Annotated in this window: 11 protein-coding genes; 2 read left to right on the top strand and 9 right to left on the bottom strand. The window is 64.6% G+C overall.

Annotation, left to right across the window (positions count from 1 at the left end; all coding sequences use genetic code 11):
• Window position 1 precedes the first annotated feature (1 nt).
• From EWH10_RS10265 to EWH10_RS10225, 9 genes are all read right to left on the bottom strand, one after another.
• Window positions 2-1384, bottom strand: coding sequence for an HlyD family type I secretion periplasmic adaptor subunit (locus EWH10_RS10265; protein ID WP_044662393.1), 1383 nt, complete (start codon window positions 1382-1384; stop codon window positions 2-4).
• A 6-nt stretch (window positions 1385-1390) separates the two neighbouring features.
• On the bottom strand, window positions 1391-3103 hold the full coding sequence (locus EWH10_RS10260) for a type I secretion system permease/ATPase (RefSeq protein WP_083198865.1): 1713 nt from the start codon (window positions 3101-3103) through the stop codon (window positions 1391-1393).
• A gap of 187 nt (window positions 3104-3290) precedes the next feature.
• Complete coding sequence (locus EWH10_RS10255; protein ID WP_044662391.1) at window positions 3291-4742, bottom strand: cobyric acid synthase; 1452 nt, start codon at window positions 4740-4742, stop codon at window positions 3291-3293.
• A gap of 37 nt (window positions 4743-4779) precedes the next feature.
• Complete coding sequence (locus tag EWH10_RS10250; protein ID WP_025550071.1) at window positions 4780-4998, bottom strand: hypothetical protein; 219 nt, start codon at window positions 4996-4998, stop codon at window positions 4780-4782.
• A gap of 25 nt (window positions 4999-5023) precedes the next feature.
• Window positions 5024-6307 carry an N-succinylarginine dihydrolase gene (locus EWH10_RS10245; RefSeq protein WP_044662390.1) on the bottom strand — a complete coding sequence of 428 codons (1284 nt, stop codon included), beginning with the start codon at window positions 6305-6307 and terminating at the stop codon, window positions 5024-5026.
• Window positions 6304-7323, bottom strand: a complete 1020-nt coding sequence (locus EWH10_RS10240; RefSeq protein ID WP_044662389.1) for an arginine N-succinyltransferase — start codon at window positions 7321-7323, stop codon at window positions 6304-6306. The genes EWH10_RS10245 and EWH10_RS10240 overlap by 4 nt, the downstream gene beginning before the upstream one ends.
• Entirely contained in the window at window positions 7320-8543 is a 1224-nt protein-coding gene (locus EWH10_RS10235) for a hydrolase (RefSeq protein WP_044662388.1), read from the bottom strand. The genes EWH10_RS10240 and EWH10_RS10235 overlap by 4 nt, the downstream gene beginning before the upstream one ends.
• A 63-nt stretch (window positions 8544-8606) precedes the next feature.
• The gene (locus tag EWH10_RS10230; protein WP_025550074.1) at window positions 8607-9506 is read right to left on the bottom strand and encodes a DUF481 domain-containing protein; all 900 of its coding nucleotides are present in this window, start codon (window positions 9504-9506) and stop codon (window positions 8607-8609) included.
• 44 nt (window positions 9507-9550) lie between these two features.
• Window positions 9551-10036, bottom strand: coding sequence for an RNA pyrophosphohydrolase (locus EWH10_RS10225; protein WP_044663162.1), 486 nt, complete (start codon window positions 10034-10036; stop codon window positions 9551-9553).
• Window positions 10037-10230: 194 nt separating this feature from the next.
• Between EWH10_RS10225 and EWH10_RS10220 the strand changes: the two genes are divergently transcribed.
• Window positions 10231-11607 (top strand): cryptochrome/photolyase family protein, encoded by a 1377-nt coding sequence (locus tag EWH10_RS10220; RefSeq protein ID WP_044663161.1) that lies wholly within the window; start codon window positions 10231-10233, stop codon window positions 11605-11607.
• A 35-nt stretch (window positions 11608-11642) separates the two neighbouring features.
• Window positions 11643-12908, top strand: a complete 1266-nt coding sequence (locus tag EWH10_RS10215; protein WP_044662387.1) for an SAM-dependent methyltransferase — start codon at window positions 11643-11645, stop codon at window positions 12906-12908.
• Window positions 12909-13005 lie beyond the last annotated feature (97 nt).

Below are 13005 nucleotides of genomic sequence, written 5' to 3'. Positions count from 1 at the left end.
CTCAATGCTCCCGGAAGGACAGCCAGAGCGACTGGGTCAGCGGTTCCAGCGCATATTGGAGCGCAGTCCGCCGCCGCAGCGGCACCAGGACCTGCACCGGCATCCCTGCCTTCAGGCTGAAATCCTTCCCCCGCACGCTCCTGATCCTGTCCAGTTCCTTCGGCGGCACCATCACCTCTGCGGTGTAGAAGGAGACCCCCGCCTTTTCATCCTGGAAGCTGTCGGCCGAAAGCCGCGTGATCCGGCCGTCCATGATCGGCAGGTCGCGTTCATGCAGGCTGCTGAACTTGATCTGCGCCTGCTGCCCCACTTTCAGGTCGTCAATGTCTTCGGGCGAAATCCGCGCCTCTATGACGAGACCCGCCCGGTCGGGAACGATGTCCATCAGCTTCTGGCCGGCGGAAATGACGCCGCCGACAGTGAAGACGTTGAGGCCGACGATGGTGCCGGTGGCGGGTGCGCGGATTTGCAGCCGGGCAAGCTGATCCCTGGCGGCGCGATATTTGGGCAGCACTTCGTTGAGCGAGAATTCGACGTCGCGCAATTCCGATGAGGCGCGTTCCTTATAGGCCTTTTCCGCTTCGAGCGCCTTCAGCCGGTTTTCCCCCGCTTCCGCCCCGGACCGGGCGATGCTGGCGGAAAATTGCCCCTCCTGTCCCTGAAGATCGGCCCTTGCGCGTTCCAGGGCCCTGATCCGGGATTGGGACACAAACCCCTTTTCCGCCACGCCGCGCAGGCTCTCCAGTTCCTCTCCGATCAGGCGGGCCTGCTCTGAAGAGGCCGCCAGTTGCGAACGATAGCCGCGCGCCGTCTGCTGCACCTGACTGGCCTGCTGGCGCAGCACGCCGGTCTGCGCCGCCAGTACGGAGCTACGCGCGTTGAACTGGGTCAGCTGAAGGCGGATCGCCTCCTCCGCATCCGCCTTCTCCCGCCCCTTCAGCATCGCAAATTCGGCAGGCCACAGGACATGGCTTGCGCCAAGCTGCTCGGCAATCAGCCTTGCCCGCTGCGCCTTCAACTCGATATATTGCGCGCCGAAGATGCGCGCCTGCGCCCGCACCTCGGCGGAGGCCAGTTCCATCAGCGGCTGGCCTTGGCTGACATGCTGGCCTTCCTTCACGAAGATCGCGCCCACCACGCCGCCGTCGCGATGCTGCACCGATTGCCGCTGGCCTGACACGGTGAGCCGCCCTGGCGCATAGGCGGCCGCATCGAGCCGCGCAAAGGCCGCCCAGCCGAGAAACAGGACGAAGAACAGCGCCGCGATGATCATGCCGGCGCGCATGTCGCGCTCAGGCCGGTCGTCGATGATCTCCGCGCCGCTTCCGGCGGGATAGTAAAGCTCGACGGCGCCGGCCGCATCCCTGATCTGAATAGTTCCCATGGCGCCTTACCCCTCCGCCGTCTGGGGAGCGGGACGTTCTTCCGACCGGATCGCCTTCAAACGGCCCAGCACGTCGTCGCGTGCGCCAAAGGCCTCGACCCTTCCGTCGCGCATCACCATGATCTTGTCGACCACGCCCAATATCCCCATGCGATGGGCGACGATGATGACGGAGGCATTCCTCTTCTTGAGGTCGGCCAGCGTCGCGACCAGCCGCACCTCTCCCTCAGCGTCGAGATGCGCATTGGGTTCGTCCAGAAAGACCAGCGGCGGCGCACCGTAGAGCGCCCGCGCAAGACCGACGCGCTGCGCCTGCCCGGCGGAAAGGCCGCGTCCGCCCCAACCGAGCGTCAGATTATAGCCGCCCGGCAGATGCTGGATCATGTCATGCGCGCCGCTCAGCCGGGCGGCTTCGATGGCGGCATTGTCTATCGCTTCCTCATCGTCCGACAGGAAATTGCCGAAGCGGGCGATATTCTCCTTGATCGTCCCGGCGAACAGGGACGTGTCCTGCGGCAGATAGCCGACGAAGCTCGCCAGTCGTTCCGATTCCCAGTCCTGGATGTCCGCGCCGTCATAGCGGATCGATCCGCGCAGCGGCCGCGCCGCGCCGGACAGCATGCTCAGCAGGGTCGATTTGCCCGCGCCGCTGGGTCCGACAATGGCGATGACCTCCCCCGGCTCCACCGTGAAGCTGATGTCGGCCAGCACAGGTCTTTCCTGGCCTGGGTTGAAACAGGTCAGATGTTCGACCGCGATATGGCCGTTCGGCGCAGGCAACCGGGTGAGGGCGATGTCGGCATCCCTCGCGGCCAGCAGATCGTTGAGCGTCGCATAGCTCGCCCGCGCATGGACGACGCTGCGCCACGCGCCCAGCAATTGGTCGATCGGCGCCAGCGCCCTTCCGACCAGAAAGGAGGAAGCGAAGATCGCGCCCGCCGAAATCTGGTCGTTGATCGCCAGCCACGCGCCCAGGCCCAGCGCCAGCGATTGCAGGGCGAGGCGGATGAACTTGCTGATGGCGACATAATGCCCGCCCGCGAAGCTGGCATGGGCCTGGAGGTTCAGCATCGCCCGGCGTTCGAGCAGGTGCCGCCGAACCAGCGCGTTCCGCATGCCGAGCGCGCGGATCACCTCCGCGCCCGCGATCGTCTGTTCCTGGCTGACATAGGCCTTGTTGGCGGCGTCATTGGCCTGCTTCAGCGGCGCATTTGTCCGCCTTTCATTGCAAAGCGCGATGAAGAGGAGCGCGCCGCCGCCGGCCATCGCCATGGCCGCAATGGCCGGATGGATCAGGAAGCAGACGACGACATAGATGGGGCTCCAGGGAAAATCGAAGATCGACAGGATCGTCGGCCCGGTCAGCGTCTGGCGGAGCGTGTCGAACTCCCGAAGGGCCTGTCGGTTCATCGCCTCGCCCGTCGAGCCGCGTCCACTGAGCGTCGTATCGAGCAGCAGCCCCGAAAGCTGCCGGTCGAAGCGGATGCTGGCCCGCACCAGCAGGCGGGAGCGCACCTGCTCCAGCAGCGCGAGCGTGCCGATCACGAAGATGATGATGATTGTCAGGAAGAACAGGGTAAGTCTGCCCTGTCCCGTCACGACCCGGTCATAGATTTGCAGCATGTAGAGAACGGGTCCGATATAAAGGACGTTCATCAATGCGCTGAATATCAAGGAAGAAAGAAAGTGGCGCCTGCACGATGACAGGGCAGCCTTCATCGGAGCGGATGGTTTATGAAGGTCACGCAACATAAGTTCCGCCTCGCCCCCATGTCGCGCCATGCTGTCGGCGCTATGTCCTATGCTTTGCTTATACTATCCTGCTGATTTTCGGTAAATATAACCAATAGCATAGGTGCGCATGCGTGCCGTAATGGCCCGGCCCGCCGGCAAGGCTCCAACCGGGTCAGGCGGTGGCGATCCGGATCAGCGCCTGCACATCGACATGCTCTTCCAACTGCATTGCGATCTGGTCCAGCGCTTCATGCACCGAAGCCTGATAATCCTCCGATGCGGCTTCATGCCCCAGGCGGGACAGAAAGGCGGCGCGCAGCGCGGTGCTGGCGAACAGGCCGTGGACATAGGTGCCCATCACCGTGCCGTCTCCGCTCGATGCGCCATCGGGACGACCGCCCTCCAGCATGGCGAACGGGCGCGCGCAATCGGCGCCGTCCGTCCGTCCGACATGCATCTCATAGCCGGAAAAGGCCTGGCCCATTGCGGTTCCGCCGGTTCTTTCCAATGTCTTGACCTGCGTCAGCCGGGTTTCCACGTCCAGCAGGCCAAGCCCCTCGATGCCGCCGGGCGGCCCCTCGATCCCGTCCGGATCGTCTATCCTGCGGCCCAGCATCTGGTAACCGCCGCATATCCCCAATATCGGCCGCCCGCGCCGGCGATGGGCGAGAATGTCGATGTCCCATCCCTGATCGCGGACCGCCTGCAGGTCGGCGATCGTCGCCTTGGAACCCGGCAGGATGATGAGCGCGGCCTCCGCCGGAATGGGCTGGCCCGGCGGCACCATCATGACTTCGACGCCCGGCTCCAGTTTCAGGGGGTCCAGATCGTCGAAATTGGCGATCCGGGGCAGGATGGGGCAGGCGATCAGCAGCTTTTCGTGGCCGACGCCCTGCCGGCGTTCGAGCACCACGGCATCCTCGCTGGGTAAGCGGCTGGCCTGGCCGAGCCAGGGGATGACGCCAAAGCCCTTCCAGCCGGTCAACTGCTCGATATGGCGATAACCATCCTCGAACAGCGCGGGGTCGCCCCGGAACTTGTTGATCAGGAATCCACGGATCATCGCCGCATCGGCGGGATCGATGACTGCCCTTGTTCCGGCGACGGCCGCAATCACGCCGCCGCGATCGATGTCGCCCACCAGGATCACCGGCACATTCGCGGCCCGCGCAAAGCCCATATTGGCGATGTCGCCGGCGCGCAGGTTCACCTCTGCGGGCGATCCGGCGCCCTCCACCACGACAATGTCGCATTGCGCCTGCAAGCGGCGGTAGCTGGTCAGTACGGCCTCCAGCAATTCGCCGCGCGCGGACCGGAAATTTTCGCTGCCCAGCTTGCCGCGCACCTGGCCATGGACGACAAGCTGGGACGTGCGGTCGGCCTGCGGCTTCAGCAGCACCGGGTTCATGTCCGTATGCGGCTCGATTCCTGCCGCCATGGCCTGAAGAGCCTGCGCCCGCCCGATTTCTCCGCCATCGGCGGTGACGGCGGCATTGTTGGACATGTTCTGCGGCTTGAAGGGCCGGACGCTGTATCCGCGCCGCACCAGCGCGCGGCAAAGGCCCGCCACCAGCAAGGATTTGCCGACGTCCGAACCCGTTCCCTGAAGCATGATCGCAGCCATGACGCCGCTCCTGCATGGAGCGGGCGGCAGATACAAGTTAAATGGCGCTGTGCCGCATCTCCACGGCGTCCAGGATCATGCCGCCGGCCATGAAGACGCTGCCGGTGCAGGCCAGCGCCAGCAAATGCCCCCCGGTGCCGGGATATTGCTGCATGTAGACGAAGCCGCGCTCGGTCGCGCCAAGGGCCAGGGCGTAAATCACCAGAAACGCCTCGAACTTGGTCTTGATCGTGAAGAGGCGCTTGATCCGTTCCATCCGGTCCCACTCGGCTTGCCCGCCGTCAGGGGATTAGATCGCCTGAAAGTTGCAAATGGTCAACAACCGTTAACCATGATTGTTCGATGCGGGCGATCAGCCGGGTATCGGCCAGATCCTCTGGCGCTATGGCTTCTGGCCAATAGTTGCGGACGATGTCGGCAATGCCGTCCAGCTTCGCCTCGTCCACCAGGAAGCGGGGATCGATATTGGCAGGATCGGCCACCACGCGCAGGCGCAGGCAGGCAGGACCGCCGCCATTGGCCATGGACTGGCGCACGTCGACAGGCACGAGCTTGCGAATGGGGCCGTTGCCCGCGACCATCTCCTCCAGCCAGTTCCAGATGGCGGGCATATCCCGCGCCTCCGTCGGCAGGATCAGCGCCATGCCTGTCCCGGGCGAATTCGAAGGGTCGCCCGTGGGCAAGGTGACGAGCTGCGCATTGAAGATATAGCTGCGGATCGCGTCTGACAGGCTGATGGCGCTGGCGGGAACCTCCACGATCTCCACCGACGGCAGCCTGGCGCGGAGAGCGGCGTAGAAGCGCTCCTTGTCCGCAAAGGCATGTTCATGCGTGAAGAGCACGCGTTCGTTGGCGACGGCGACCACGTCATTGTGGAAGGCGCCCGCCGCGATCGCTTCCTCCGACTGCATGACGAACAGCGTCCGATCCGGATCGAGCCGGTGCAGCCGGGCGACGGCCTTGCTCGCCTCGACATGCTGGCGGGCGGGAAAGGGGCCGCCGGACTGGCCATAGACGAACACCTCGACGCCTGCCTCGCCATGGCTGTCGCACAGGCGCATGTGATTGGCCGCGCCCTCGTCGCCGAAGGGGGCGGGGACAGGGCCATGCACGGCGAAGGCGTTCCGGTCGGAAAAGGCAAGGCGCAACTGGGCGAGCGTCTGCGGCCATTCATGGCTGCGATGCGGCATGGTGACGAGATTGGCGACGGTCAGGTGCGTGCGCCCATCGGCCGTATCGGCGGCCGGCGAAACGGTCGCGGCATTGGCGGCCCACATGGAGGAGGCCGACATGGCGGCGGCGCGGATATGCGCCTCCGCATTGCCGACATCGGTCCCGAGGGCTGACAGCCAGGCGCCATCCGGCCGCCACTGGGGCAGGAACAGCCCCTGCGGCAGCCCGAGGCGAAGGTTGGACCGCATCTTCTCTATCCCCTGAAGCGCCGCCGCGCGGGGATAGGAGATGGCGCCCGCGTTGCGCGCGGAGGCAAGGTTGCCCAGGCTGAGGCCCGCATAATTGTGGCTGGGACCCACCAGGCCGTCGAAATTGATCTCCCTTGCCGTCATGCCCGTTCCGCCATGGTGAATGTCTGTCCCGGTTCCACCCCCAGCAGTTCCGCGGAAGCCCGGTCGAGCGATATGCCGCCATCCTCCCGTTCCGTCACCAAGGCATAGGTGCAGCGGAAATCCGCGAGCCGTCCGGTGGTCACCAGCATCTTGTCTCCGCCCTTTTCGTGCACCGCGCCCAGCACCGCGTCGGAGGCATGGGCGATGGTGCGCAGCGAATTGATTTGCCCCACCATCGTCGGTCCGCCGTCGAATATGTCGACATAGCCGGGATTGGTGAAGCCCTCCGTCTCCAGCATGCGCATGGCCGCGCGGCCATTGGGGTGGGGCATGCCGATGACGCCGCGCGCGGTGTCGGTCAGCATGGCGGTGTAGATCGGCGTCTTTGGCATCAGGTCGGCGATGAACTGGTTGCCGTTCACCGCGTTGAACTCGTCCGCCTCCTGAAAGCTCATGCCGAAGAAGCGCCCCGCGAGGCCGTCCCAGAAGGGGGAACCGCCCGCCTCGTCGATCACGCCCCGCAGTTCCGCGATGATCCGCTCTCCGAAGCGGGCGCGATGGTTGCGGATATAGAGATAGCGGCTGCGCGCCAGCAGCAGACCCAGCCCCTCCGCGCGCTCGCGGGGGTGAAGGAACAGGCCGCCCACTTCCGTCGACCCTTCCAGATCGGTGACGAGCGAAAGCATCTCCGCCCTGAAGGTGCGCGAAAGCTCCCGGCTATGTTGGGTGAGAACGCCCAGCCGATAGGAATAGAAGGGCCAGCTTTGCCCGACCTTGCTGAATATCTGGCAGGTGCCGCGGACCTGACCCGTCTGGCTGTTTTCCAGCACCATGACGATCAGTTCGTCCTCGACCCCTTCGCCTTGCCGGGCCAGCGCCTGTCCCGTCCGCTCCAGCTTGGCGGCAAGCGACTTCCGGTCCGGCGGCAGGTTGGTGAACCCGCCCCCGGTCAGCTTCGCCATTTCATAAAGGGTCTGCAAATCGTCGGCGCGCGCCGTGCGCATGAAAAAACTCACGCCTTCATCCCCCCGGTGAAATGCCCCTGGGCGATGCGGAGCAGCGCCAGGGCCGATAGTTGCGCCCGTTCGGCCAGGCTGTCGACGATCAGATATTCCGAATCGCTGTGGATATTGCCGCCCCGCACGCCCATGGTGTCGACCACGGGCACGCCGCAGGCCGCGATATTATTGCCGTCGCACACCCCGCCGGTATCCCGCCAGGCGATGGAAAGGCCCAGGTCCGCGCCGCATTGCCGGACGAGCCCGAACAAGGCTTCCGCCCGCCCATCCATCGGCTTGGGCGGCCGGCCGAAGCCGCCATGCCGGTGAAGCGTCACCTCATGCTCCAGGGCGATCCGCGCCATGGCGTCCTTCAGCAGTTCGTCCGCGGCCTGCTCGTCGGCAGGCGTCTTCGGCCGGAAATTGACGTGCAGAACCGCATGGTCCGGCACGACATTATTGGGACTGCCGCCCTCGATCCGCGCGGGATTGCAGGAAAAGCCGCCGCCGCTCGCCGCCTTCAGCCGCAACGCCAGGTCGGCGGCCGCCAGCAATGCGTTGCGGCCATCCTGCGGATTGCGCCCGGCATGCGCGCTTCGTCCGGTGACGACGATGGCGAAGTTGCCGCTGCCGGCGCGCGCCCCGGCCAGTGTGCCGTCGGGCAGGGCCGGTTCATAGGTGAAGGCCGCGATCTTGCCCGTCGCGACCTGCCGCAACAGCGCCGCCGAGGAAGGGCTGCCGACCTCCTCATCGCTGTTGATGATGACGTCATAGCCCAGCCGCCTTGCATCCGGTGCGGTTTCCACCGCGCGCAAGGCGGCGAGCATGACAGCGATCCCGCCCTTCATGTCCGCGACGCCCGGTCCGTTCAGCGTCGACGGATCGACCCACCGCAGCGCCTGAAAGCCATGGTCGGCGGGGAAGACCGTATCCATGTGCCCGGTGAGCAGGATTTGCACCGGAGCCTCCGGCCTGACCGAGAGGCGCAGGTGGCTGCCATGCGCGACCATCGCCAGACGACCGTCGGGGCGCACGGTTTCAACCGGCTCTGGATCGACAAGGGACATCGCGCCCGGCAGGCCGGCGAAGGCATCGGCAAGCATGGCCGCCATGGCCGCAAGGCCGGGAAGATTGCGCGACCCGCTGTTCACCGCCGCCCATTTTTCAGTCTGGGCGAGCATGGGCGCGTCGGCGGCGCTTTCCATGACGCTCCGTTCGAACGACGAAATGCCTCTCATCCTGACGACCCTATCAGAGCGGAGGGCGCGCCTCCACCCCTGGTCCTGAAAGTCGGCGACCGCCTAGAAATCATAGGTGAGGGTCAGGCGACTCATCGTGTCCGAATCCCGCGCCGAAAGCAGCGTCTCCGATTCATATTGCACATTGTAGGAAAAGGCGGCCGACCAGCGTGTTCCCACTTTCGTCACCAGCGAGGTCAGCGAATTCAGCGTATAGACGTCGCTTTCGGCATAGCCGGAGGCTGTCTGCCTGAAGGTCAGCGCAGGGGTCAGGCGCCAGGCGAAGTCCATGGAGGCACGGGCGCCCAATTTGGTCTCCCGCTCTCCGGTCACATATTTGGCATGGCGGATCGAAGGACCGGCATCCAGCGAGAGGTCGACCGGATCGCTGACGATCAGCTTGTAGCCGATGCCGGCCGAGGCGGTGTAGCGCGCGTCATAGCCGATCGACGTATCCCGCTCGAACTGCGTCAATCCATAGGCGAAGCCCCGTGGATCGAATTCATAGCGCGGCTCATAGCTGGCGGTATAGCGTTCGCGCGAGGTCACGCCGTTGGCGCGCCGGTAATCGACGCTGGCGGCCAGCTTGTGCGACCATTGGATACCGGTGCGCTTGACCGCTGCGCTGGCGCTGATGCCGATTTCGCTGGTGGAACCGGTGGAGCGGAAGCCGCCCGCTTCGATCTTGCCCGTCCACAATTCCGTGAAGCGCGCCTCGCGGATCACGGTTTCCTGCGTCGCCCTGGTCCGTTCCTTCCAACTGTTGACCATGCGCTGAATCTCGTCGGCGGAACCGGGATTGGTCTGCTTGGCGATCTTCGCGACGGTCGCGATCTCGGTCTCATTGCCGTTGGCGATGGCCGCCTCCAGCATTTCCCGCACCGATGGCGGCAGGAGCACGGGGTAATCGGCGAGCGCCGGGGTGGAGAGGAAGAGGGGCAGAACGGCCAGCCAGTAACGCATGCGCCTTCTCATACCGGCATGGCGGCGGATTTTAACCCTTGTTTTCAGATCAAATCCCTGAATTCCTGGAGAATATCCCGATACAGCTTGCGCTTGAACGGCACGATCAGGTCAGGCAGGCTCTCCGGCTCCGTCCATTTCCATTCGCGGAATTCAGGATGCGCCGTCTGGATGTCGATGTCCTCATCCGACCCCAGGAAACGCGCAAGGAACCAATATTGCCGCTGGCCGCGATATTTGCCGCCCCACAGCTTGCCGATCAGTTCCGGCGGCAGGTCGTAGAAATGCTCTTCGCGCGCCTTGGCGATGATCTCCACATGCTCGCGAACGATGCCGGTCTCCTCGTTCAGCTCCCGAAGGGCGGCCGCCTTCATATCTTCGCCGTCGTCGATGCCCCCCTGTGGCATTTGCCAGGCTTCCACCGCATTATCGATCCGCTGACCGACGAAAACCTTGCCATCCATGTTGACGAGCATGACACCGACGCATGGCCGGTAGGCGAGTTCTGAATCATTCGGCATCGAAGCCATCATAGTCCCTGGTCGTTAATCCCGACAAGCCATCCGGAGGCTCCAGCCCGCCCGTCGCTTTGTGCAGTGCAGAATAAGCGGGGCGGGGCGGCGCGTCCATGCCGGAAAAATCCTGACGCGGCGATTTGTGCTGTGCATCGCTTCAAATGGGCGGGGGCTTGGAACATCGGGCGGCCCATGGCATGCCCGATCGCATGTCAGACCCCGTAATTCTCTGGTTTCGTCAGGACCTGCGCCTTGCCGATCAGGCCGCACTGGCAGCCGCCGTGCAGGAAGGGCCGGTGATTCCCGTCTATGTGCTGGACGATCAGGCGCCGCGCCAATGGAAGATGGGCGGAGCGTCGCGCTGGTGGCTGCACCATAGCCTGAAGAGCCTGGACGAAAATCTTCGGGAGAAGGGATCGCGCCTGATCCTGAGGCAGGGAAACTGCATCGATCAGATCGTCCAGATCGCTGAGGAAACGGGCGCCCGGCGCGTGCATGCCCTGCATCATTACGAACCCTGGTGGCGCAATGCGGAGAAGTCGCTCGTCAAAAGGCTGGAGCTGTGCCTGCATGACGGCGCATTGCTGCTGCCGCCCGGCGCGGTGCGGACGGGCGAAGGAAACAGCTATCGGATCTATACCCCCTTCGCCCGCGCCGTGATGGAGCATATGCCGCCGGCCGAACCGGTTCGCGCGCCTTCGCGCATCGATGCGCCAGGACGTTGGCCGAAAAGCGATTCGCTGGACCGATGGGGCCTTTTGCCGACCAAGCCGGATTGGGCCAGGGCCTTTTCACGCGACTGGACTCCTGGGGAAGCGGGGGCGCGGGCCAATGTCGCCGCCTTTCTCGACCAGGTGGCGGATTATGACAGGGCCAGGAACCTGCCCTCGCAGGAGGGGAGCTCTCGCCTGTCGCCGCACCTCCATTTCGGGGAGGTCTCCCCCGCCTATGTCTGGCGCCGGGTTGCCGGAGCGCCCGGCGATGCGACGACCTTCCTCAAGGAACTGATCTGGCGCGACTATGCCCATACGCAGATATGGGCCATGCCCGCCTATGGATCGGAAAATGCGCGGCCAGCCTTCGACGCGATGCCCTGGCGCGATCTTCGCGAGGCTGGTGCCGATTTCAAGGCGTGGAAGACAGGGCGCACGGGCTATCCCATTGTCGATGCCGGCATGCGGCAGCTCTGGACGACGGGCTGGATGCATAATCGGGTGCGCATGATCGCGGCCAGCTTCCTGATCAAGCATCTGCTGATCGACTGGCGGCATGGGGCGCGCTGGTTCTGGGATACGCTGGTCGATGCGAGCTACGCCAATAATAGCGTCAACTGGCAATGGGTTGCAGGCAGCGGCGTCGATGCCAATATCTTCTCGCGGATCATGGCGCCCCTGACCCAGTCGGGAAAGTTCGACGCCGCAGACTATATCAGGGCCTGGGTGCCGGAACTGGCGCATCTGAACGATGACATCATTCACGACCCCGAAGCGCATGACGCGCGTTCGTCCGATTATCCGGCCAAGTGCATCGGTCATCGGGAGGGGCGTGAACGGGCTCTCGCCGCATGGCGCGGGATCAGGCCATGATTGCGACGCGTTAAACCATCGGGCAGAGTGGAAGCATGAACGCCATTGAACCCCGTCGTGGCCGGGCCGCAGTGCCGGTCAGGCGACCGCTGGAGCGCCGGAGCCATGGCTGGCCGGATCGTCTCGCCGCCCGGCAGTTCCACAAATTGCTCGACCGCATCGACCTTGGGCTCGAACAGGGTTCTTTGCTCGCCATTCTGCCGGACGGCAGCCGGCGCCTGCTCGGCGGCCGCGCAGCGGGACCGGAATGCGAGGTTCATCTGCTGCGCTGGCGGGCGCTGATTCGCCTGATCGCCGGGGGATCGGCCGGCTGGTACAGGGCCTGGGCGCGTGGAGAGTGGACCAGTCCCGATCCGGTTCCGCTCTTCGCCCTGTTCATGGCCAATGCCGCCAACCTGGGCAATGTCGCCCGGCCGCATGGGCCGGCACGCTGGATCGGGCGCGCGTTCCATTGGGCGCGCCGCAACAGCCGCAAGGGTTCGCGGCGCAACATCGCCTATCATTATGATCTGGGGAATGATTTCTACCAGCCATGGCTCGACAAGGGCATGCATTATTCCAGCGGCCTGTTCCGCGACCCGGACGACCGGATCGAAAGCCTGGAGCGGGCGCAGCAGCGGAAGGTCGACGCCATTCTCGACCGGCTCGACATCGGCGATGGCGATTCGCTGCTGGAAATCGGCTGCGGCTGGGGCGGCTTGGCCGAACAGGCGATGGCGCGTTGCCCGATCCGTTATGACGGGCTGACCCTGTCTGTGGAACAGGCGCATTTCGCACGTGACCGCCTGGGGTCGGGAGCGAACATCATATTGCGCGACTATCGCGACGCGCAGGGGCAATATGACGCCATTGCCAGCGTGGAAATGGTGGAGGCAGTCGGGCAACGTTACTGGCCGGCCTATGTCGGGGCGATCGAGCGTCTGCTCAGGCCCGGTGGGCGGGCAGCCATACAATATATATTGATCGATGATGCGATCTTCGAAGGCTACGCCCGGGGCGCGGATTTCATCCAGACCTATATCTTCCCCGGTGGCATGCTGATTTCGGAAAGCCGTTTCCGGGCCTTGGCCGAAGCAAACGGTTTGGAGTGGCGTGATGTACGCCGCTTCGGTCTGCACTATGCCGAAACGCTGCGGCGGTGGCGCGAACGCTTCGACCGGGCGGTCGACAGGGGATGGTTGCCGGCCGGTTTCGACCAGCATTTCGTCGATCTATGGCGCTATTATCTGATGTATTGCGAAGGCGGCTTTCGCGGCGGCACCATCGATGTCGCGCAGGTCACGCTGGTGAAGCCGGCTTAGGGCGGGAGGAATTCGGTTCGGCTAGAGCGTTTTCCAAGCAGATGGAATCATCTGCTGACTCGGAAAACGCGACAAAACAAAAATTTAGAGCAGTCGA

It is taken from the genome of Sphingobium fuliginis (genome assembly GCF_004152845.1).
GTDB lineage: Bacteria > Pseudomonadota > Alphaproteobacteria > Sphingomonadales > Sphingomonadaceae > Sphingobium > Sphingobium fuliginis.
This window is presented reverse-complemented; position numbering and strand designations above follow the sequence as displayed.